Annotated in this window: 21 protein-coding genes; 8 read left to right on the top strand and 13 right to left on the bottom strand. The window is 72.0% G+C overall.

The genetic code is table 11. The features are described from left to right. Positions 1-43 precede the first annotated feature (43 nt). From ACWCQ1_RS30580 to ACWCQ1_RS30570, 3 genes are read left to right on the top strand one after another with little or no spacing between them, the layout of a single operon-like run. Entirely contained in the window at positions 44-1,198 is a 1,155-nt protein-coding gene (locus ACWCQ1_RS30580) for a Gfo/Idh/MocA family protein (protein WP_358602846.1), read from the top strand. After that, positions 1,195-2,193, top strand: a complete 999-nt coding sequence (locus ACWCQ1_RS30575) for a Gfo/Idh/MocA family oxidoreductase (RefSeq protein WP_358602843.1) — start codon at positions 1,195-1,197, stop codon at positions 2,191-2,193. Before ACWCQ1_RS30580 ends, ACWCQ1_RS30575 begins: the two co-directional genes overlap by 4 nt. A gap of 5 nt (positions 2,194-2,198) precedes the next feature. Continuing rightward, positions 2,199-3,254 (top strand): Gfo/Idh/MocA family protein, encoded by a 1,056-nt coding sequence (locus ACWCQ1_RS30570; RefSeq protein WP_358602840.1) that lies wholly within the window; start codon positions 2,199-2,201, stop codon positions 3,252-3,254. A 3-nt stretch (positions 3,255-3,257) separates the two neighbouring features. On the opposite strand, the gene ACWCQ1_RS30565 is transcribed toward ACWCQ1_RS30570, so the two are convergent. Further along, positions 3,258-3,932 carry a lytic transglycosylase domain-containing protein gene (locus ACWCQ1_RS30565; protein WP_133049359.1) on the bottom strand — a complete coding sequence of 225 codons (675 nt, stop codon included), beginning with the start codon at positions 3,930-3,932 and terminating at the stop codon, positions 3,258-3,260. Between the two features lie 227 nt (positions 3,933-4,159). On the opposite strand from ACWCQ1_RS30565, the gene ACWCQ1_RS30560 reads away from it, so the two are divergent. Continuing rightward, positions 4,160-4,957: an inositol monophosphatase family protein gene (locus ACWCQ1_RS30560; RefSeq protein WP_451027830.1), complete on the top strand. Its 798-nt coding sequence runs from the start codon at positions 4,160-4,162 to the stop codon at positions 4,955-4,957. On the opposite strand, the gene ACWCQ1_RS30555 is transcribed toward ACWCQ1_RS30560, so the two are convergent. The 4 genes from ACWCQ1_RS30555 to ACWCQ1_RS30540 form a co-directional block, all read right to left on the bottom strand. Continuing rightward, entirely contained in the window at positions 4,941-8,186 is a 3,246-nt protein-coding gene (locus ACWCQ1_RS30555; RefSeq protein ID WP_451027829.1) for an NPCBM/NEW2 domain-containing protein, read from the bottom strand. The two genes, ACWCQ1_RS30560 and ACWCQ1_RS30555, sit on opposite strands and share 17 nt — an antisense overlap. Positions 8,187-8,309: 123 nt before the next feature. Continuing rightward, positions 8,310-9,530: a L,D-transpeptidase gene (locus ACWCQ1_RS30550; protein WP_451027828.1), complete on the bottom strand. Its 1,221-nt coding sequence runs from the start codon at positions 9,528-9,530 to the stop codon at positions 8,310-8,312. A gap of 103 nt (positions 9,531-9,633) precedes the next feature. Continuing rightward, positions 9,634-10,362: a TIGR03943 family putative permease subunit gene (locus tag ACWCQ1_RS30545; RefSeq protein WP_451027827.1), complete on the bottom strand. Its 729-nt coding sequence runs from the start codon at positions 10,360-10,362 to the stop codon at positions 9,634-9,636. After that, entirely contained in the window at positions 10,359-11,381 is a 1,023-nt protein-coding gene (locus ACWCQ1_RS30540; RefSeq protein WP_133049355.1) for a permease, read from the bottom strand. The genes ACWCQ1_RS30545 and ACWCQ1_RS30540 overlap by 4 nt, the downstream gene beginning before the upstream one ends. Positions 11,382-11,654: 273 nt before the next feature. On the opposite strand from ACWCQ1_RS30540, the gene ACWCQ1_RS30535 reads away from it, so the two are divergent. After that, entirely contained in the window at positions 11,655-11,840 is a 186-nt protein-coding gene (locus tag ACWCQ1_RS30535; protein ID WP_358602822.1) for a hypothetical protein, read from the top strand. On the opposite strand, the gene ACWCQ1_RS30530 is transcribed toward ACWCQ1_RS30535, so the two are convergent. Next, on the bottom strand, positions 11,815-12,090 hold the full coding sequence (locus tag ACWCQ1_RS30530) for an ABC transporter permease family protein (RefSeq protein WP_358602819.1): 276 nt from the start codon (positions 12,088-12,090) through the stop codon (positions 11,815-11,817). The two genes, ACWCQ1_RS30535 and ACWCQ1_RS30530, sit on opposite strands and share 26 nt — an antisense overlap. A gap of 209 nt (positions 12,091-12,299) precedes the next feature. On the opposite strand from ACWCQ1_RS30530, the gene ACWCQ1_RS30525 reads away from it, so the two are divergent. Continuing rightward, positions 12,300-12,791 carry a hypothetical protein gene (locus ACWCQ1_RS30525; RefSeq protein ID WP_358602816.1) on the top strand — a complete coding sequence of 164 codons (492 nt, stop codon included), beginning with the start codon at positions 12,300-12,302 and terminating at the stop codon, positions 12,789-12,791. Between the two features lie 323 nt (positions 12,792-13,114). Here ACWCQ1_RS30525 and ACWCQ1_RS30520 read toward each other — a convergent pair whose 3' ends face one another. Continuing rightward, on the bottom strand, positions 13,115-14,752 hold the full coding sequence (locus ACWCQ1_RS30520) for an alkaline phosphatase family protein (protein WP_451027826.1): 1,638 nt from the start codon (positions 14,750-14,752) through the stop codon (positions 13,115-13,117). A gap of 209 nt (positions 14,753-14,961) precedes the next feature. Here ACWCQ1_RS30520 and ACWCQ1_RS30515 point away from each other — a divergent pair, with 209 nt between their 5' ends. Together ACWCQ1_RS30515 and ACWCQ1_RS30510 are read left to right on the top strand one after the other, a co-directional pair. Further along, the gene (locus ACWCQ1_RS30515; RefSeq protein ID WP_133049352.1) at positions 14,962-16,020 is read left to right on the top strand and encodes a right-handed parallel beta-helix repeat-containing protein; all 1,059 of its coding nucleotides are present in this window, start codon (positions 14,962-14,964) and stop codon (positions 16,018-16,020) included. Positions 16,021-16,075: 55 nt separating this feature from the next. Beyond that, positions 16,076-17,104, top strand: coding sequence for a methyltransferase (locus ACWCQ1_RS30510; RefSeq protein ID WP_133049351.1), 1,029 nt, complete (start codon positions 16,076-16,078; stop codon positions 17,102-17,104). 65 nt (positions 17,105-17,169) lie between these two features. Here the strand turns inward: ACWCQ1_RS30510 and ACWCQ1_RS30505 are convergent, their stop codons facing one another. From ACWCQ1_RS30505 to ACWCQ1_RS30480, 6 genes are read right to left on the bottom strand one after another with little or no spacing between them, the layout of a single operon-like run. Then, the gene (locus ACWCQ1_RS30505) at positions 17,170-17,502 is read right to left on the bottom strand and encodes a TcmI family type II polyketide cyclase (protein WP_133049350.1); all 333 of its coding nucleotides are present in this window, start codon (positions 17,500-17,502) and stop codon (positions 17,170-17,172) included. Positions 17,503-17,530: 28 nt separating this feature from the next. After that, entirely contained in the window at positions 17,531-18,010 is a 480-nt protein-coding gene (locus ACWCQ1_RS30500) for an SRPBCC family protein (RefSeq protein WP_358602811.1), read from the bottom strand. 1 nt (position 18,011) lies between these two features. Continuing rightward, positions 18,012-18,269: an acyl carrier protein gene (locus ACWCQ1_RS30495; RefSeq protein WP_133049348.1), complete on the bottom strand. Its 258-nt coding sequence runs from the start codon at positions 18,267-18,269 to the stop codon at positions 18,012-18,014. Positions 18,270-18,304: 35 nt separating this feature from the next. Beyond that, the gene (locus ACWCQ1_RS30490) at positions 18,305-19,555 is read right to left on the bottom strand and encodes a ketosynthase chain-length factor (protein ID WP_133049347.1); all 1,251 of its coding nucleotides are present in this window, start codon (positions 19,553-19,555) and stop codon (positions 18,305-18,307) included. Continuing rightward, positions 19,552-20,820: a beta-ketoacyl-[acyl-carrier-protein] synthase family protein gene (locus tag ACWCQ1_RS30485; RefSeq protein WP_358602806.1), complete on the bottom strand. Its 1,269-nt coding sequence runs from the start codon at positions 20,818-20,820 to the stop codon at positions 19,552-19,554. The genes ACWCQ1_RS30490 and ACWCQ1_RS30485 overlap by 4 nt, the downstream gene beginning before the upstream one ends. Continuing rightward, the gene (locus ACWCQ1_RS30480) at positions 20,817-21,221 is read right to left on the bottom strand and encodes a cupin domain-containing protein (protein WP_133049369.1); all 405 of its coding nucleotides are present in this window, start codon (positions 21,219-21,221) and stop codon (positions 20,817-20,819) included. Before ACWCQ1_RS30480 ends, ACWCQ1_RS30485 begins: the two co-directional genes overlap by 4 nt. Positions 21,222-21,231: the final 10 nt, after the last annotated feature.

The following is a 21,231-nucleotide window of genomic DNA, read 5'->3' as shown; positions in this document are numbered from 1 at the left end:
CATGGTGGGCCGGATGTTTGGATCGGTCCAAAGAAGGGCTGTCATGGTGAAGACGCTGGGTATCGCCGTCGTGGGCTTCGGCTGGATGGGACGGGTGCACACACAGGCGTACACCCGTCTGCCGCACCACTTCCCGCAGCTGCCCCTGCGGCCCGAGCTGGTCGCCGTCGCGGACGAGGTACCCGGCCGGGCCGAGGAGGCGGCGGCGCAGTACGGCTTCGCGACCGCCGTCCGCGACTGGCGGGAGCTGACGGCCGATCCCCGGGTGCGGGCGGTGAGCGTCACCGCCCCGAACTTCCTGCACCGTGAGATCGGCGTCGCGCTGGCCGAGGCGGGCAAGCACGTCTGGATCGAGAAGCCGGTGGGCCTCACCGCCGAGGACGCCCGGGCGGTCGCCGACGCCGTCGGCAAGGCGGGCGTGCAGGGCACCGTCGGCTTCAACTACCGCAACGCGCCCGCCGTCGAGGCCGCCCGGGACCTGGTGGCCTCCGGTGAGATCGGCACCATCACCCATGTCCGCATCCGTCTGTTCAGCGACTACGCAGCCCACCCCGAAGGCGCCCTGACCTGGCGCTACGAGCGCGCTCGCGGCGGCAGCGGAGTGCTCGGCGACCTCGCCTCGCACGGTGTGGACCTGGCGCGTTTCCTGCTCGGCGACATCGAGTCCCTCAGCGCCGACACCGCGGTCTTCGTCCCGGAGCGGGCCCGCCCGACCGGTGCCACCGCCGGCCACACCCGCGCGACGGGCGGCGAGCTCGGCCCGGTCGAGAACGAGGACTACGTCAACTGTCTGCTGCGTTTCGCCTCCGGCGCCCGGGGTGTCCTGGAGGCCTGCCGGGTCTCGGTGGGCGAGCAGAACAACTACGGCTTCGAGATCCACGGCACCAGGGGCGCCGTCTTCTGGGACTACCGCCGTATGGGCGAGCTGGGCGTCAGCCGGGGCGGCTCCTACCAGGACCAGCCGGTGAGCACGGTCTTCGTCGGCCCGGGCGCCGGAGAGTACGCCGCCTTCCAGCCGGGCTCGGCCAACGCCATGGGCTACGACGACCTGAAGGTCATCGAGGCGTCCCACTTCGTGCGCTCCGTCGCCGAGGGCGCGCCGCACGGGGCGACGCTGCGGGACGCGGTGGCGAGCGCGGCGGCGCTGGACGCCATGGTGCGCTCGGCCGAGCGGCGGGCGTGGGTGAGCCCGGGATGAGCGCCGTGCGCATCGGGGTGATCGGCGCGGGCACCATGGGCGCCGATCATGTGAGCACGCTGCACCGGTTCGTCTCCGGTGCCGAGGTGGCGATGGTCGCCGACGTCGACGAAGAGCGGGCCGCCTCGGTCGCGGCCGCCGTACCCGGGGCCCGGTCCACCAGCGACGCCCTGGCGCTGATCGCCGACCCGGACGTCGAGGCCGTGGTCATCGCCTCGCACGACAGCACACACGCCGACCTGGCGATCGCCGCCGTACGGGCCGCCAAGCCCGTGCTCTGCGAGAAGCCGCTCGCCCCCACCACGGCGGAGTGCGTGCGCGTGGTGCGCGCGGAGCGGCACGCGGGCGGCGGACTGATCTCGCTCGGCTTCATGCGCCGCTTCGACCCCGCCTACGTCGAGCTGAAGGCGGCCGTGACCTCCGGCGCCTGCGGAACTCCGTTGCTGCTGCACTGCGTCAGCCGGGGCGTGTCCTCCGCCCCGGGCTGCACCGACGAGTTCAGCGTGACCGGCTCGGCGATCCACGAGTTCGACACCGTGCCCTGGCTGCTCGACTCGCCTGTCACGGAGGTCAGTTGGCACGCGGGCCGCCCTACGTCGACGGTGGGCGGGCTGCGTGATCCGCAGCTGATGCTGCTGCGCACCGCCGACGGCGCCCTGACCACCGTCGAGACGTTCCTCAACGCCGGTTACGGCTACGACATCCGCTGCGAGGTCGCCGGCGAGCGCGGCACGCTGGCCCTCGCCGATCCCGCCCGGCTCGTGGAGAACGCCGACCGGGCCCGGTCCACCGCCCACCCCGCCGACTGGCGCCCGCGCTTCGCCGACGCCTACCGCCTGGAGCTGCAGGCGTGGACCGACGCCGTCGCCCGGAAACGGCCCGCACCGCTGGCCACCGCGCTGGACGGGCTGACGGCCTGTGCGGTGGCGGAGGCGGTCATCGCGTCCATGAAGGACGGCGGTCGTACCGTCGCCGTCCAGGTCCCGGAGGTCTGAGCGGCATGCCCGCCTTCCCCGCCACGCTGCCCACCGCCCGCACACCGGACCCGATGGCCGCCCCGGCCCTGCGCTGGGGCGTGCTCGGCACCGGCTGGATCGCGGAGCGCTTCGTCGACTCCGTCCGGCGCCACACCCGGCAGCGCTTCACCGCGGTCGCCTCCCGTGACCCTGCCCGCGCCAGGACCTTCGCCGACCGCCATACGATCACCGCCTCCTACGGCGGGTACGAGGATCTGGTCGCCGCCGACGACGTCGACGTGGTGTACGTCGCCACCGAGCACACCGCGCATCTCGCCTGCGCCCGCCTGGCGCTGGAGGCCGGCAAGCACGTGCTGGTCGAGAAGCCGCTCGCGCTCAACGCGGCGCAGGCCGCCGAGATCGCCGAACTCGCCGCCCGGCGCGGCCTGTTCTGCGCGGAGGCCCTGTGGACCTTCTTCCTGCCCAAATTCGACGTCGTACGGCAGATCCTCGACTCGGGCGTGCTCGGCGAGGTCCGCACGGTGCTGGCGGACCACGGTGAGCACTTCACCGCCGGCCACCGCATCCTGCGCCCCGACCTGGCGGGCGGCCCGCTCCTCGACCTGGGCACCTATCCGCTGTCCCTCGCCACCTGGGTCCTCGGCGCTCCGGCCGGGACCACGGCGCAGGGGCAGCCCCATCCCGCCGGGGTCAACGGCCAGGTGTCGGCCGTCCTGCGGGACACCGACGGCAACCAGGCCGTCCTCCACACCACGCTCTTCAGCGACACACCCACCAGCGCCACGATCGCCGGCACGCACGCCACCCTGACCCTGCCCGGCCCCTTCTACCAGCCCGGCGACCTGCTGCTGACCCCATCGGGCGGGGGCACCCCGCTCACCGTCACCGAGCCGCGCACGGCCCACGACGCCCTGTACTTCGAGGCCGCGGAGACGGCCTGGCGCATCAGCTCCGGCGACCGCGAGACGCCCCTGCGCCCACTGGCCGACTCCGTCACCACGCTCCGGGCGATGGACGAGATCCGCGCCCTGTGCGGCATCACCTTCCCCGGGGAGGACCGCGCCGGCGCGTACGCGTAGGTACTAGGAACCGACTGCCGTCCTCGCCACGGCCCAGTTGGCGTGCAGCCGGTCGAGGTACGCCCGGGCGTCGGTGCCGGGGGTCGCGCCGCGGGCGAAGGCCAGCATGGTGCCGGGACCGGCGTCGTAGCCGAGCGCCAGCAGTTCGTCCTTGGTGTACGGGGCGGACCACTGGGCGGGCAGCCGGGCCGCCAGGTCGTGCAGGTACCAGGCCTCGGCCTCGATGGCGAGGTCCCGGTCGTCCGGCAGCTGGGTCCAGTCGCGGTCGGCGAAGTCGCGGCCCTTCTTGACCTCGTCGAAGGTGGCGCGGTGCATGTCGGCGATGCCGAACGCGGCGCCCGGCTTGATCTTCTGCCAGGCCCGCTCCAGCGCCGGATCGTGCGGTTTGTACGCCTCGTTGTAGAGGATCGCCATCACCAGCCGGGCGCTGACACCGGCCTCCCGGGCCCGGGTGCGGACCTGGGGGGCGTAGTCGGCGGGATCGTACGAGGACGGGGCCGACGAGCGGGAGGCGCTGGGCGAGCCGGCCGACGGGGTCGGGGTGGGGACGGTCTTCCCGGCCGGTGGCGGGGTGTGGCCCTGTGGGGTGTTGGCGGCGCGCACGAGGACGTAGACGGCCAGGGCGAACACCACCATGAGCGCCAGCCGCCGGTACCTCACCGCCCGGACATCGGACATGTCTCGCCCTTCTCCCGCCCCCTCGGCCGGCAATCTTCTACCGCAAGGCGATTAAGGCCCGCGTGAGCCGACGCTGTATGTGATCACAGGGTCCGGTCGGGTTCCTGCCACGCCACGTCCGAACTGTCGCCCCGAATACGGCTCCCGTTCACCGCGGGCCTCCCGGACGGCACCGCCACCCCTGCCTATCGTGACCGCCAAGGACGTGATCGGGGTGGTGAAGAGCTGTGGGCGGGCATGACCTGAACGGCGCTCTGCGGGTGGCCGTGGAGCTGGCCGAGTGGGCGTCGGAGAAGATCCGGGGGACGGACGCGGGCGCCGGAGGGCCGATACGGCAGAAGGCGAGCCCCGCGGACATCGTCACGGACACGGACGAGGCCGTGGAGCGGCACGTACGGGCGGTGCTGCGGCGGGAGTTCCCCGGCTGGGGCATCGACGGCGAGGAGTACGGCGTCGAGGAGGGCTCCTTCCACGCTCCGCACTGGGTGATCGACCCGGTGGACGGAACCACCAACTACGCCCATGGCCTGGGCTGGTGCTCCTTCTCGCTGGGCCTTGCGGAACCGGACGGCAGCCCGCTGCTGGGCGTGGTGGCGGACCCCTGGCGGCGCGAGATCTTCACGGCCGCCTCGGGCAGGGGCGCGCACCTCGACGGAACTCCGATCCGGGCGGCGGATCACACCACCCTCACCGGGCACGTGTTCATGACCGAGTGGGCCGCCCACGCCCACTGGCCCGGTCAGGACGCCCTGTTGGCCGAGCTGGCGGCCCGCCACTGCACGGTCCGGGTGATGGGCTCCACCGCGCTGTCCCTGGTCCAGGTCGCGGCCGGCCGCGCCACCGCGGCGGCGATCGGCGAGTTCCACCCGGTGGACGGCCTGCCCGCACTTCTCATCGCGACGGAGGCCGGCGCGGTGGCGATGCCACGACTCCCCGCCTACGACGAGCCGTTGCTGCTGGCCGCACCGGGCGCGGCAGCCGAGGCGAGGGAGTTGTGGCGTACCACGGTCAGCTCCCGCACGTGAGCCGGGCGTCGGCCCAGTCCGCGTGGTCGTGGGCGTTGCCGTCCCCGCCGTCCTGGACCACCAGGTGCAGCTCCTGCACGCCGCTGACGTCGACGTCCAGCGGCGTGGCCGCCGAAGTGCCGGTCAGGACGGGGGTGGTGGTGAGGGTGCGGCCGTCGGCGACGACACCGAAGGTGACCGAGCCGTACGGGGCGACCTCGTCGTCGATGCCGACGGTGGCGGTGAGCCGGGTGCAGTTGCCGCCGAGGTAGAAGGCCACGTCACTGTCGGCGTGCACGCCGAGTCCCTTGGCGTGTGCGGTACCCCTGAGGGTGATCGGCTGCCCGTCGCCTGCCGCCTGCTCGCCGTTGGAGCGGTCGCGTTCCACGGGCCCCCAGCCGTTGCTGCTGGAGACGAACGACAGGTCGCTCAGGTACGGGCTTCCGGTGGGTGGCGGGATCGGCACCCGGGTGCTCGCCGCGCCGTAGGTCCAGTGCCGTACGCCGTCCCGTGTGTAGGTGGCCGACGGGGAGAAGGTGTTGATGACGGGGGTGTCGGCGGCCGTGGGGGCGGTGACCGTCCAGCGTGCCGTGACCGAGTGTCCGGGGGCGACCTCGGAGAAGGTGACGGGGGTGGTCGCGGCGGCCTTCCAGCCCGCCGGGGTGCCGGGTGTGAGGGTGAGGCCGGTGGCCGCTCCGCCCTTGGCCGGGAGCGTGAAGGTGGTCGTGAGGGTCGCCGACTCGCCTCGCTGGACGGTCTCGGGCAGGGCGGCCTTCAGTGTGGCCGGCGGTGCGGCCGCGTCGCGTACGGGGGTGACGCCGAGGTTGTCGAACTCGTCGGTCTGGTAGCCGACCACGCCGAGGCCGACCTGTCCGGCCCGGTACGCGGAGTCGTCCACCGCGCCGATCCGGCGGCCGTCGACACTCGCGGTGATGGTGGTGCCGCTGAAGCCGAGGGCCAGGTTGTGCCAGCGACGGGTGCCCAGAGCGCGGGTGGTGCCGTCGGCCAGGGTGGTCAGCCGTCCGCCGGTGTCGCTCTTGACCACGGACCACGTGCCGGTGTCGGAGACCCGCAGGAAGTAGCCGGCCTGGTGGGACTGGGGCCGCTGCTGCGGGCCCGCCCGGCCGATGAGCTCGACGGTGCCGGGCTGTTCGAGGTAGACGTCCGAACTGACCGTGTAGTCCTGCCAGTCGGTGTCGCCGAGGAGGGCGAAGGCGTCGCTGTCGTCCTGCCATTCGATGGGTTTCTCGGCGGCCATCTGCCGCACGCACCGCCCCTTGCGTCCCCGGCAGGGCACGGTCTCGAAGGCGCCCTGCATGTCGGAGAGGTACGTCGCCTCCCGCCCGGGCGTGTGCTGCTCGAAGGAGTCGCGGTACGGCAGCGCCAGGTGGCCCTGGGGCGGGCCGGCAGCCGTGCCGTGGCCCTGGCCGGTGGTGGTGGTCAGGGAGTAGACGTGGCCGGGCTGGAGCGTGACCGAGAAGTGCCCGTCCTTCGGGGTGACGTCACCTGTGTGCACGAAGCCGCGTCCGCCGGGGGCGAGGTCGGTGGCCCAGATGTGGACCGTGCCGGTGGGCAGTCCGCCGCCGACGGTGAAGTCTGCCGTCTGGGCGCTGCCGGCGGTGGAGGTCTCCACGATGGTGCTGTACGCGGAGTTGTCGGCCGGTTTCAGCGTGACGTAACTGCCGTTGGTGCGGTCGCCGCCGAGGTAGCCGCTGGCCTGGTCGACGAACGTCCAGCCGGGGCGGGTGACTTGGGTGACCTGGGCGGTGGTCCACAGACTGGTGCCGAGGTCGTAGGCCCCGGACCAGGGCTGGTTGGCGACCGCGAGGCCGACGGTGCCGTAGGGCAGGTTGGGGTAGACGGCCGCCAGCAGGGGCCAGTTGAGGTAGGCGGTGAACCTGCCGTCGAGGTAGCCCCGGGTGATGGAGCGGATCAGCGCGCCGGCGCCGGTGTTCTCGTCGAGGGAGCCGTTCTCGCTGGCCCACAGGGGTTTACCGGTGGCCTGGGCGTTGTCGGAGCTGTAGCAGGTGTTCGCGGTGCCGCCGTCGCCGCCCTCGCAGGGGTAGTGGACGCCTACGACGTCGACGGAGTCGGCGAACTGCTGGTCCTTGACGATGTCGTCGGCGACGTCCAGGCCCGAGTCGGCGGCCACGATCCGCACGGGCAGGTGGCGGGCGGCGAGCGCGGTGTGCAGTTTCTCGTACCAGGCCGTGTCGTAGCCGCGTTCGTTCCAGCCGCCCAGATAGTCGATGTCCAGGCCGTGTTGGCGGGCGCAGCCGAGCCAGGCGGTCAGGTAGTCGATCGTGTCCTGGGACCAGAAGTTCCCCCCGCCAGGGGTGTCGCCGGTGTTGCCGATCCAGCCGGGGGCGCCCCAGGCGAGGCCGTAGAGCTTGATGTGCGGGTTGCGCTTCTTGGCCTGTTCCATCAGCCACCACTCGTAGCCGCTGTCGCAGTGCACGGTGCCCCGGGTGTGCTCGATGCTGGGTTCGGAGCCGTCGGTGGAGTTGGTGTCCCCGCCGATCTCCACCTTGAGCAGGTGCAGGGAGGCGCCGTAGCCGGGCTTGAAGAGGTAGTCGAGGATCTGGCCGCGTTGTGGTTCGGGGTAGTTGATGAGGAGGCGTGAGTTGCCTCCGCCGCCGCTGATGGCGCCGATGCCGTCGAAGGTGCGGCCGGTGCCGGAGCCGCTCACGGTGATGTCGGTGGTGCCCGGCGTGGGTGCCTCGCCGAGGAAGTCGATCCGGTCGACCGTGACGGCCGTGCCGCTGGAGGCCGCGTTCTTGCGGCCGGTCCAGGCCAGGGTGAAGGTGTGGGGTCCGTCCGTGAGGGTGGGGCTGGTCCACACGGTGGCGTCGCCGGCGCGGGTGGCGCTGTAGAAGTCGACGTCGGCCGGGGTGCCGCCGTCGACGGAGACGGTGCCGATGCCGTGCCCGGGGTCGGTCACCGCGTGCAGGGTGAGCCGGGTGCCGGTGAAGGCGAAGCCGACGGAGTCACCGGTGTGGTCGGTCCAACTGTTCGTGCCCTGGTAGGGGTTGGCGGGTGCGCCCTCCCCGGCGGCGTGGCCCCAGCCGGAGCCGTGGTACTCGAACTGGTCCCGGCCGCTTCCCTGGACGGAGTCGTCGACCGTGACGGTGGTGGCAACGTTGTCGTCGGCGGCTGCGGGCACCGGCGTCAGGCCGGACAGACACAGCACCAGGGCACTCACTGTCGCGCCGCCCCAGGACAGGGCGCGGCGCCGGACGGACTGGAGCATGCGCTCTCCCGGCCTCGGATCCGACGGAGGCGAACACCTCCGCGCACATGGCTACAGGAACGCACGCTTCCAAGGAAGAGTCCGGTCAGAATCCAACACAGGAATTTGGTGTGCGGGTTGGTGTCACCGCAGGGCGCTGCCCGACTGCCAGGTCGCCCAGTCGACGTTCCAGTCGCCGTAGCCGTTGTTGGCGGCGACCGCGTCCTTGGAGTTGACCACCGTGACCGGGTCGCCGGTGTGGACGTGGCCGTAGAACCACTTGGCGTCGGCGGTGCTCATGCCGATGCAGCCGTGGCTGCCGTTGATCCGGCCGAACTTGCCCTCGTTCCAGGGGGCGGCGTGCACGAAGGTGCCCGAGGGGGTGAGCCGGACGTCCCACTTCACCGAGCCGAGGTTGTAGGCCTCGGGCCCGAAGATGCTCACCGTGCGGGAGTTCATGCGGATGGTGGGCGTCTTCTCCAGGACGACCATGGTGCCGTTCCAGGTCTCGAAGCCCTTCTTGCCCGCGGAGACGGGCAGGGTGCGCAGCTTCCTGCCGTTCTCGGAGACCGTCATCGTCTTGGCCGCGGTGTCGACGGTCGTGGTCACCGCGTCACCGATACGGAAGTTCACGACCCGGTTCTGAACGCCGTACAGTCCGCCGGCCCGCACGCCGTCGAGGGACATGCGCAGGGTGACGTCGGTGCCGGGCTTCCAGTACTTCTCGGGCCGGAAGTCGACGCGGTCCCGGCCGTCGCGGTCGGTCATCCAGTGCCAGGCACCCTGCACGGAGGGGATGGAGGTGACCTGGAGGTGGCGTTCGACGGCCGCCCGGTCGTGGATCGGCTTGTTGAAGACGATGGAGACCGGCATGGCCACGCCGACGGTGGTGCCCTTGTCCGGGTGGTATTCGCCGACGAACGTCTTCGACCTGGGCGCTTCGGCGGTGGTGAAGATGGCGTTCCTGGTGAGCTGCTTTCCGTCGGATCCGGTGGCGCGGGCGCGCACCGTGTAGGTGACGCCGGGTGCGAGCTGCCCGTCGGACGTCCAGGTGTCCTTGTCGCCGGAGAAGGTCCCCTTCAGATCGCCGGGGCCCTGCGCGGTGACCTTGACGGAGGTGATCCTGCCGTCACCGGCGCGTACGGTCACCTTCCGGTTCACGGCGACGGACCTGCTGTCGGACGCGGGCGAGACGGTGAGCCCGTCGTGCTGCGCGTCGTTCCCCCGCCCGCCGTCCCCCGTGGAGCCCCCCGAACCGCTGCAGGCCGTCACGACCAGGAGCGCCGCGGCGGCCGCCGCGGCAACGGGCAGGCCCGGGCAGCTTCGTGGGGCGTTCCCGGCGGTGCTCGACTGTGCGTGCGGCATGCTTGCTTCAACCGCCTTCCCTGCGTCCCGGCGAGCGCCGGGCGCGCTCGCTCTCCGACGGGGCGGGTAACCCGCCGGAGGCCGGGCATAACCCGCAACCGGGTCAGGAGGGGGTGAGGGGCAGATCGTCGGTGTAGGCGTTGACCGGCGGGGCGATGCGCCGCGTCCCGCCGACGTCGAGAGCGGCCTCCGCCGACCCGGTGCCCAGGCTGCCCTTCGGGTGCCAGGTCCCGGTCACCGCCAGCCAGGTGTTGGCGGGCGGCACGGCTCCCCCGTACATCCGGACCTTGACGGTCTGGGAGTCCGCGGCGCAGCAGGTGAAGATGATCCGGGTCAGGTACCAGCCGCCGCCGTGCGCGGCCGGGGTGACGAAGCCGGTCATCTGCACGGTGCGGTGCCGGATGGCGAGACCCCGGTCCTGCTGCACCCGGGTGGTGAAGTCGGTGAGCGTCATGGGCAGCGGGGAGGTCGCGGGCAGCGGGTCGAAGCCCTTGTGCACCGTGACCGCCTTGCCGTTGGTCCGCGCCGCCGTGTACGCGCCGAGGGCCGGTGGGACGTAGAGGAGCAGGCTGAGCGCGGGGAGGAACAGCAGCCAGGCGACGCGGGGTGCCCGGGAGTGGTCGTGGCCGTGGGCGTGGCCCTCGTCGTGGGTGTGATCCCGGTCCAGGACCGCGCTCGCGAGGCCGAGCAGGAGCAGGGTGACGCCGGAGACGATCAGGACGGGTCGCAGGCCCTCCTTGACGTAGCGCAGGTAGAGGTCGGTGAGGAGGGAGACGTGCAGCAGTCCCGCTCCGGTCAGGACCAGCAGCAGTGTCTGGGCGTGGCGTTTCACAGCAGGACGCCTCCGGTCAGCGCGCTCGCGGCGACCGCCACGACGACCGTGGCGGTGGAGAAGCGCCAGGCGAACGCACGGCCGAAGGTGCCCGCCTGAAGGGAGATCAGCTTCAGGTCGACCATCGGGCCCACCACCAGGAACGCGAGCCGGGCGACGGGCGAGAACCCGGTGAGCGAGGCGGCGACGAAGGCGTCGGCCTCCGAGCACACCGCGAGGACGACGGCGAGCCCGGTCAGGAAGAGCACCGACAGCCAGGGCGAACCCGAGAAGGTGTCCAGCACCGCTCGCGGCACGGCGACGTTGAAGGTGGCGGCGGCCATCGCGCCGAGCACGAGGAAGCCCCCGGCGTGCAGGAAGTCGTACTGGAAACCGAGACGGAACTCCCGCCAGCGGCTGTGCCCGGCGTGATGGCCGCCGTGCCGTACTGCGGGCCGCAGCCACTCCTCCCGGCCCAGCCAGAGCCACAGCCAGCCCATCACGGCGGCGGTGGCCAGCGAGGCCAGCAGCCGGGCGGCGACCATCGCGGGATTTCCGGGGAAGGCGACGGCGGTGGCGGTCAGCACGACGGGGTTGATCGCGGGCGCGGAGAGCAGGAACGCGAAGGCGGCGGCCGGGGTGACACCCCGTCGGATGAGGCTGTTCGCGACGGGCACCGAGGCGCACTCGCAGCCCGGCAGGACCGCGCCCGCCGCGCCGGCCACCGGAACGGCGAGCGCGGGGCGCCGGGGCAGTACCCGGGTGAACAGGTCCGCCGGTACGAAGGCGTTGATCGCGCCGGACAGGACCGTGCCTAGGATGAGGAAGGGCAGCGCCTGCACGGTGATGGCGAGGCACACGGTCCGCCAGGCGGCGAAGGCGGGCCCGCTCAGCCACCGGGTCTGCGTCAGGGTCAGCACCACCGCGACCAGCGCGGCCGCCGTCGCCGCCCCGATCACGACCGACGGCGGCGGCAGGCGGCGAGCGGGGGGAGCGGCCGTCGCGACCACGCCGTCGACCAGTTCATCCGTTCTCACCATGGTCACTCCGGATGTCGGTGTCCTGGCGAAGATAAGCGACGATCATGAAGGGGGCCGGGCGCACACACCTCCGCATTCGGGTGACGGGGACACGGGGACCATGACGACCCCGCTCGCCCCGCACGTCGCGTCCTGGACGCCCGCCCCGGTCACGGACGAGGACGCCCCTCTTGGTCGGCCGCGAAGTCCGGTGACGCGCTGCCACCGCTGTGGCAGCGGCTGCACTTCCTGCACTGGCTCGAACTCGTCCGCAGCCGTGCTCCCAACCGGCAGGTGCGGTCCCTGTCCTACCGGCTGCACCGCCCCGCGTTCGCCGGCGAGCACCTCCTGGCCGACGGCTCCCCCACCGACGACGGGGCCGGTCTGCGCGTCGCCGGTCCCCGCGAGGCCCGGCACGCCACCGCCGAGGTGACCTTCGCACCGGCGTCCGTCGTCAGCCCCGCACACCGCCCGTCATGAGACCGCCGACGATGAAGCGCTGGAAGAGGGCGAAGACGCAGACCACCGGGACGCTGATGAGGGTGGCGGTGGCCATCAGGGCGCCCCAGGACGTGCCGTGCTGTCCCACGAAGGAGTTGAGCAGCACGGTGACCGACTGGACGTCCGGGCCTCCGGCGACGGTGAGGCCGAAGAGGAACTCCCCCCAGGCGATCAGGAAGGACAGTCCGGCCGCCGCGACCACGCCGGGCACCATCAACGGCAGGGCCACCCGAGCAGCACGCCGGCAGTCCGCACCCGTCGATCTGCGCGGCCTCCTCCAACTCCGGCTGCACACCGCGCAGTACGGGCCGCAGCACGATCACCGTGAACGGCAGGGTGAGGGTCGTGTCGGCGGCGATCAGCCCCAGGTAGGTGTCGGCGAGGCGCGGGACGGCGAGGTCGGCGAGTTCCTGGGCGGTGCGGGTGACGTTCAGGGTGGTGCCGACGCAGGCGCCGGCCTCCTGCCGCAACGCCTGCCGCTCCCGGGCCGCGTGCTGCTCGCTGCTGTCAAAGGCGGCGGTGCCGACGCCGACGACCTCGCCGGTGGCGGGGTCCCGCACCGGCCACAGCTCGATGACCCAGGCACGGCGCCGGACGGGTGCGGAGGCGGGCTCCGGGACGACGCGCTCGTACCGCATCGGCCTGCCCTCCTCGGCGACGCGGCGCACACAGCGCAGGAAGCCCTCCTCGCCGTCGCCGCCCTCGGCACCCGCCGCGTCCTCCTCGGCGGCGGCCGTGTTGAGGTGCCAGGAGCCGGAGGCCGTGCTGTGGGCGGAGAAGCCGACCGACGCTTGGTCGAACGCCCACTCCACCATCCTCCGGTCGCGTTCCGAAGCCGCGGACGAGGTGCCGACGGTCACCACGAACCCCTGCGGCCTGCCGTCGCGGTCCAGCGACGGATGGGCGTGCAGGGTCACGTCGACGCGGTGACCGTCCCGGTGCCGCAGCGCCGCCGTCCCGCTCCACTCATCGGAGCCGAGGAGCGCGAGACCGCTCGCCCCGGGAGTCTCCCGGGGCGAGGAGCAGTTCGGCGGCGGCGCGTCCCACGACCTCGGGTGCGCGACGGCCGAGCAGCCGCCGCGCACCCTCGCTCCAGCCCGTGACGGTGCCGTCGCGGTCGAGGGTCACCGTCGCGACATCGGTTGACCACCCGCTGTGACCGCTTTCTTGGACATAAGTGGCCATTCTTGCTCTATTCGCGCGCTGAGGTTCCTCAAAGACCCAGCGGGCGCGTCCGACAGGAATCGGACAGGTCAGAGCGCGGGGGTGTGCTCGATGCGGACGGCGTCCAGGGAGCGCGGGTCCAGACCGAGCAGACGCAGGATCGTCGGGGCGATCTGCGTGGTGCGCACCGGACGGTTGACGCGGACGCCGTGCGGCGTCGCGGCTCCGGACACGACCAGGGGGACGTCGAGGTCGTCGGCGTGGGCGCCTCCGTGCTCGGCGATCTTCTTCTTGCCGCCGGTGTAGACGACGCCGTACTGGCTGATGCCGAACAGGTCGGGCACCCGGGAGTCGCCGGGCTTGACGTGGAAGTAGTGGGCGGCGGCCGCTCCCGCGTACACGGTCTTCAGACCGTCGGCCGTGAAGGGCTTGGCCTTGCCGTCGATGCCGTTGCCGGTGCCCGACTGGGCGAGCAGATAGGCCTTGGCGAAGTCGGTGGCGGCCTGAGAGCGGTCGGTGAGCCACAGAAGCATGGCGTCGTCGTCGACGGCGTGGGCGACGAGGTCTCCCGCGCCCGGGTGGGCGCTCTTCCATGCGGCGTTGAGGCCGTCGAGGAGGGGACCGTCGTCGATGCGGGTGAGCGCCGAGGGGTCGGTGGGCGACTGTCCGTGCTTGGAGGACAGGATCACCGTGGTGCTGGAGGCGAGGTGGCGCTTGCGGAGCTCGCCGAGGAAGGCGCCGATCTGCCGGTCGACGTAGGCGAGGTTCTTCGCCAGCAGCGGGCCGGGCACGCCCTTGCTCGTGTAGCCGCCGGTCAGGCCGTCGGAGGCGGGCAGTTTCTGGGCGGTCGAGACGGACTGGAAGTTCATGCCGAACACCGCGGGGGTGCCGACCTTGTGGGTGCGGCCGTGGTCGTAGCCGTCGATCTCGTTGAGGACCGCCTGCACCTTGTAGCCGTCGTACTGCTCGGTGGCCGCGTTGTCCTTGGTCCAGTCCTCGCCCGCCGGGTAGCCGATGGCGGTGCTGTTGATCTCGGGGGCGAACAGGTCCTGGATGCCCTTGCCGGAGGGGCCGCCGAGGATCTCGTAGGCGACGTGCTTGTCGGACCAGGCGGTACGCAGACCGGCCTTGCGGGCCACGTCGAAGACCGTGTTCACCTTCAGGTACGCGTGCGGGTAGACCGGCTTGCAGGTCTTGGGGTCGACCGGCAGCTTCGACGGGTCGATGAGGCTCGCGGCCTTCCCGGTCATCTTCAGGATGCTGCCGGGCAGACCGCTGAGGCCCTGGCCCGCGTCGATGGAGTCCTTGTTCTTGTCGAGGTCCTCGGTGAGGTCGACCTCGACGCCGGGCTTGACGCCCGCGCAGCTGGTGGTGCCGGCCGGCAGCAGGGCGTTGCTGTAGGTGTCGTCGTAGTAGACGCCGGTGACACCGGGGTCGCCGCCGGTGACCTGGCCGACCATGCCGGGGAAGGAGTCGGAGGGGACGGTCGTTCTGGCGTGGGTGTACTCCACTCCCCCGGCGGCGAGCCGGGCCAGCGCGGAGTCGGGATGCTGGGCGACGTACCAGGCGAGGTCGGACTGGTGCAGGCCGTCGACGGACAGGAGCAGGACGTGCCGCGCCGTGGCGGGGTGGGCCGCGGCCGGTGCGGCGGCGGTGACGGTGAGCGCGCCGACGGCGGCGGCCGCAGCGGTGACGGTGCGGGCGGGACGGACGGGACCTCGTGGCATGGTGCCTCTCCTCAAAGCCGTGCGGGCGCAGGAAGGTCTGCGGACCGTGCACCGACATGGCAGTGGCCGAAAATGTACGGCGCCCGACGCCCACACCCGCTCCTGCCAAAGAAAGGGCTCAGCGGGAGCAAAGGAACGGCCCGCCGGGACACGCCACCGAACGGCCTATCCGCCCGGTCCGTAAATAAGTTGGGCATAACGTGCCGAATATGAAGAAACTCCATATCGCCTATCTGGCGTGCACCGCCGCGATCGTCGGGACGGGCCTCGGTGCCGCCCCGTCGGCCGCCGGCCACATGATCCAAACGGTCCGTCCGGGAGAGTCCATCCAGAAGGCGGTGGACGCCGCCCGGCCCGGCGACACCGTCCTGGTGCTGCCCGGCGTCTACCACGAGAGCGTCAAGGTGACGACGGCCTACATCACCCTGCGCGGCGTGGGCCGGCAGACGGTGATCGAGCCGGGCACCAAGAAGGCCGGCGACCGCTGCTCCGAGAAGGGCAACGGCATCTGCGTCGTGGGCGCCAAGGACCGCAGCCTCAAGGGCGTCACCGTCGCCTCCCTGACGGTCGGCGGCTTCACCGGCAGCGGTGTCTTCGCCATGGGCACCGACGGTCTGACGGTGCGTAACGTGTCCGCGCTGAACAACGGGGTCTGGGGCATCGCCCAGGAGCGTTCGGTCCGCAGCGTGCTGCGGGGCAACACCGTCAGCGGCAGCGGCGACGCGGGCATCTTCCTCGCCAACACGATCACGGCCGAGAAGGGCGCCACGGACACCGAGGGCACCCGGGTGGTGCGCAACCGGCTGCAGGGCAACCGCGTCGGCGTGACCGTGCGCCGGCTGCGCGACCTGCACGTCGACCGCAACTACCTCACCGGCAACTGCGTGGGCGTGTTCGTCGTCGGCGACGAGAACAAGCCCAAGGCCGGGGACCTCACCGTGCGTCAGAACCGCATCGTCGCCAACAACAAGTCCTGCCCGAAGACCGCCCGGCTGCCCGCCCTGCAGGGCTCCGGCATCGTCCTGACCGGCGCCGAGAAGACCCTGGTCGCGAACAACGAGATCCGCGACAACGCCGGCACCTCCCCGCTGTCGGGTGGCATCGTGCTGTTCAAGAGCTTCGTCGGCACCACCAGCGACGACAACCGGATCACCGGCAACCGCCTGTCCGGCAACGCGCCCGCCGACCTGGTCAACTCCGACCTCGGCAAGGGCAACACCTTCGAGAGCAACACCTGCCGGGCGTCCAAGCCCGCGGGCCTGTGCTGAGCGGGCCCCGCTCCCCCGTCGCAACCCCCATCACACCAAGGAAGGCAGGCGGCGCATGACGACCGCACAGACCGCCCCACCGCCGCCGATGCGGCTGAGGGAACTCGTGTTCGGGGCGGCGTGTGCCGCCGCCCTCCGCGCGTCCGCCCGGCTGGGCGTGCCCGACGCGCTCGGTGACGACCCCATGTCCGTGGAGGACCTGGCGGCCGCGGTGAAGACCGAACCCCGTCCGCTGCGACGGCTGTTGCGGGCCCTGTCCTGCTATGGCGTCTTCGCCGAACGGCCGGACGGCACCTTCGCGCACACCGAGATGTCCCGGCTGCTGCGCGAGGACGACCCGAACAGCCTGCGTTACATCGCCCTGTGGTGCACCGAGCCGTGGACCTGGGACGCCTGGCCCAAGCTGGACGAGGCGGTGCGCACGGGGAAGAACGTCGTACAGGAGCTGTACGGCAAGGAGTTCTTCCCGTACCTCAACGAGGACGCCCCGGAGTCCGCGGACGTCTTCAACCGGGCGATGACCACCTCCAGCGAGCAGTCGGCGCGGGACGTGGCGGCGCTGCTGGACCTGTCCGGCAGCACGTCGATGGCGGACATCGGCGGCGGGCAGGGCCATGTGGTGGCGAGCCTGCTCGACAAGTACCCGTCGATGCAGGGCAGTCTGCTGGACCTGCCCCGGGTGGTGGAGAACGCGGTGGCGCGGCTGCGGCCGGGCGGCGATCTGGCCGGCCGGGTGCGGATCGTTCCCGGTGACGTCCGGGAGGCCGTGCCGGTGCGGGCCGACGTCTACATCATCAAGAACATCCTGGAGTGGGACGACGACAGCACCGCCCGCACCCTGCGCAACGTCATCGAGGCCGGTGGGCCGGGTACGCGGGTCGTGGTGATCGAGAACCTCGTCGACGACACCCCGTCGATGCGGTTCAGCACCGCGATGGACCTGTTGCTGCTGCTCAACGTCGGCGGGGCGAAGCACACCACCGACAGCATGGTCGGACGGCTGACCGCCGCCGGGCTGGTCGTCGACGGCATCAGTCCGGTCAACCCCTATCTGCACGCGTTCGACTGCCACGTGCCGGGGTGAACGGCCCTCACAAACGTCCGCTGCCACCGGTCGCCGGGTCCTTCGGCCGGTGGCAGCGGACGGTCTCAGGCGGTGGCGTCCCGCTCCCAGAGGTAGAAGCGGTTCGCCATCGCGTCCTTCGGCGAGCGCCAGGTCTCGGGGTCGTACGCGCTGACGTACGCCGCCAGCCGCTCGCTGACGTCACGGAACTCGGGGTGTCCGGTCACCTTGGCGATGGCCGGCCCGGGGTCCCGCTCGGACTCGATGAGATGCAGGTACACGTCACCGAACTGGAAGAGGCTGCGCCGGGCGACCCCGACCAGGTGCGGCAGCTCCCCCCGGTCGGACTCGGCGAACACCTTGGCGATGTCCGGGGCGGAGCCCGGTGCCATACGGGCCACGATCAGGGCCTGGTGCATCGGTCTGTCCTTCCTGCCATGCGGCGGATCAGTCGGTCAGGCCCGGGGTGAAGCCCTGCTCGGCCGCCGCCTTCTCGATGCGGTCGCGGATGAGGGCCATCTGGACCTTGGAGTTGCGGTTGATGTTGTCCGTCATCCAGTCGTCGTCGACCGGGGCGTCGGGCTTCATCGCGAAGTCCTGCGTCCACACCATCCGCACACCCTGGGGCAGTTGCTCGTAGGTCCACAGGATGTTCATGTGGGCGAAGGGCCCGGTCTCCACGCGGCGGGCGCGCACGGTGAGGCCCCCGCGGTCGGTCTCCCGTTCCGAGACCCAGCTCCAGACCTTGCCGTTGTCGTCCGGGTGCATGGTGAGACGGAACGTGGTCTTGTTCCCCTCGACGGAGAGGATCTCCGCCGAGGCGTACTCGGTGAACAGGTTCGGCCAGTTCGCCACGTCGTTGGTCATGTCCCAGACCAGGTCCAGCGGCGCGGCGACGGTGATCTCGTTCTGGGTGTGTCCGGGCATGTCAGGCTCCTGCCACCAGGCTGCTGTTGACGAGGTCGAGGAACTCGCGGGGGCTCTTGCAGCGCTCCGCGTCGGGGGGCAGCGGAGCGCCGTAGCGGTTCTCCAGCTCTCCGACCACGCCGAGCAGTCCGAGCGAGTCGATGCCGAAGGTGTCGAACCCGGAGTCGCGGCGCTGCTGCAGCTCCTCGGGGGCGACGGTGACGCCGGCGGCCTTCTTCATCAGCTCGGCCAGTTCGTCCACGGTGATGCGGTCACTCATGCGGTTCCTCTCTTCCTTCGCTGGGTGGCGCCTCGTCAGGAGGCGTCGGCGGCGCCGCGCCGCAGCACGAGCGCCGAGTTCGATCCCATGAGCCCCCGGCTGAGGACCAGCACCGTGCGCAGTTCGACGGCGCGGGCGCGGGTGGTCACGAGGTCGAGGTCGTGGCAGACGTCGTAGACGTTGGGGGTGGGCGGGAGGATGCCGTGCTCCAGGGCGAGCACGGCCGCGGCGCTGTCCAGGACGGGCGCCGCGCAGTAGCCGCGGCCGATGCCTGTCTTGGGCGCGGTGACCGGCACGCGCCGGCCGTGGGCGCCGAGCGCGTCGGTGATCGCGAGTGCCTCGGCGCGGTCGGCCTCGGGGATGCCGAGGGCGTCGGCGAAGACGGCGTCGATCTCCTCGGGGGCGCAGCCGGCCTCGTCCAGGGCGCCGGCGACGGCGTGCGCGAGCCCGTGCCGGGACTCCTCCCAGCGGGAGGCGCCGGTGAAGGTCGCCGCGTGTCCCGCGACCAGGGCACGGACCCGTGCGCCCCGCTCCCGGGCCGTGCGCTCGTCCTCCACGACGAGCATCGCGCCGCCCTCGGCTGGCACGAAACCGCAGGCCTGGGCGGTGAAGGGCCGGTAGGCGCGGTCCGGGTCGGCCTCGGTGCTCAGCTCCTGGTAACCGAGCTGGCAGACCCCCGAGTAGGGGGCCAGCGGGGCCTCGGTCGCGCCGGCCACGATCGTGTCGGTGCCGCGCCGTACCGCCCGGGCCGCGTGCGCGAGGGCGTCGAGGCCGCCGGCCTCGTCGGCGGCGACCACCGAGCAGGGGCCCTTGAAGCCCCGGCGGATGGAGATCTGGCCGGTGCTGGCGGCGTAGAACCAGGCGATGGACTGGTACGGGCCGACGAACCGGCTGCCCTTGCCCCACAGTTGCTGCAGCTCCCGCTGGCCGAACTCGCCGCCGCCGGAGCCGGCCGCGGTGACCACGCCCACGGAGAACGGACTCCCGCCCTGGTCGGCGGGGCCGAACTCGGCGTCGTCCAGGGCGCGGTCGGCCGCCGCCATGGCGAAGTGGGTGAAGCGGTCGGTCTGGACGAGGAAGCGTTCCTCGACCGCCGCCGGCGCGTCGAAGTCGCGGACCTCGCCGGCCACCCGCATCGGCAGGTGCCCGCAGCCCTCGCGGGTGACCCGGTCGAGGACGCTGATGCCCTCGCGGGTGGACTTCCAGAAGGACTCGGCGCTGGTTCCGTTGGGCGCCACCACACCGATGCCGGTGACGGCCGCGCGCCGTGGATACGGTTCGCTCATCGTGTCCTCTCCCTCGGCCGGGTCAGCACCACCGCGGACTGGAAGCCGCCGAACCCGCTGCCCACGGACAGCACGCTGGTCAGCTTCCGTTCGCGTGCGACGCGTGGCACGTAGTCCAGATCGCACTCGGGGTCCGGCGTCTCGTAGTTGGCGGTGGGCGGGACGACCTGATGGGCCAGGGCCAGCACACAGGCGACGACCTCGATCGCGCCGATCGCGCCGAGGGAGTGGCCCACCATGGACTTGATGGAGCTCATCGGCGTGGCGTAGGCGTGCTGTCCCAGGGCCCGTTTGACCGCCGCGGTCTCGTGGCGGTCGTTCTGCTGGGTGCCGGACCCGTGGGCGTTGACGTAGTCGATCGCCGTGGGGTCGAGGCGGGCGTGGATCAGGGCGGTGTCGATCGCCCGGGCCATCTCCAGGCCCTCCTTGGTCAGCCCCGTCATGTGGTAGGCGTTGCCGAAGGTGGCGTAGCCGGCCAGCTCGCAGTACACGTGGGCGCCCCGCGCCCGGGCGTGTTCGAGCTCCTCCAGGACCAGTACGGCGCCGCCCTCGCCCATGACGAAGCCGTCGCGGTGGGCGTCGAAGGGCCGGGAGGCGTGGGCCGGGTCGTCGTTGTTGGGCGACGTGGCCTTGATGGCGTCGAAGCAGGCCATGGTGATCGGGGAGATCGGCGAGTCCGAGGCGCCCGCGATGCACACATCGGCCCGGCCCTCCTCGATGGTGTGGAAGGCGTAGCCGACCGCGTCCAGGCCCGAGGTGCAGCCCGTGGAGACGGTCTGCACCGGCCCGCGCGCCATGAACCGCTCGGCCACCGCCGAGGCCAGCGTGCTGGGCGAGAAGGCCCGGTGCAGATGCGGTTCGGCCTCGCGGGGGTCGACGTCCCAGCGCTCGCCGTGGTGGCTGACGAGCACGTAGTCGTGCTCCAGACGGGTGGTCCCGCCCACCGCGGTGCCCAGGGAGACCCCGACCCGCCAGGGGTTCTCCCGGTCCAGGTCGAGACCGGCGTCGCGCACCGCCTCGTCCCCGGCGGCCAGGGCGAACTGGATGTAGCGGTCGTTGCGCGCGGTCTCCTCGGCGTCCAGTCCGTGGGCGGCCGGGTCGAAGTCGCACTCGGCGGCGATCCGGGAGCGCAGGCCCGCCGGGTCGAAGAAGGTGATGCCGCGCGTCGCGGTGCGCCCGGCCGCCAGCAGGTCCCAGAACGCCGGCACTCCGATGCCGCCGGGTGCGACGATGCCTATGCCGGTGACCGCCACCCGCCGGCTCATGAATGGACCTGCTGTCGGTCGTGGACCCCGACGGCGGCGGGGGTCTCCTCGGTGTCGACGTGGCCGAGGGGCGGCGTCGGCGCGAGCGGCCCGAGGTGGAAGACGATCCGGGCCTCCACCTTGCCGACGTTGCGGAAGCGGTGGCGCATGTTGATGGGGATCATCAGCCCCTGCTCGGGCCGCAGCGGGTGCGGTTCGCCGTCGAGGTCGACTTCCAGCTGACCGCAGACGACGTACACGAACTCCTCGGAGTACGGGTGGTAGTGCTCACCGATGCGGTCGCCGGGCTGCACGATGGCCACGCCCATGAAACCGCTGGTGGAGCCGACCGTGTTGGGGGTGAGCATGGCGCGCAGATCGCCGCCGCGCCGAGTGTTGGGCTCGACGTCGCTGAGATCCACGATGGTGGGA

The organism is Streptomyces sp. NPDC002144 (assembly GCF_053593695.1).
The sequence above is the reverse complement of the archived record's forward strand: the minus strand, read 5'-3'. Positions and strand labels throughout refer to the sequence as shown.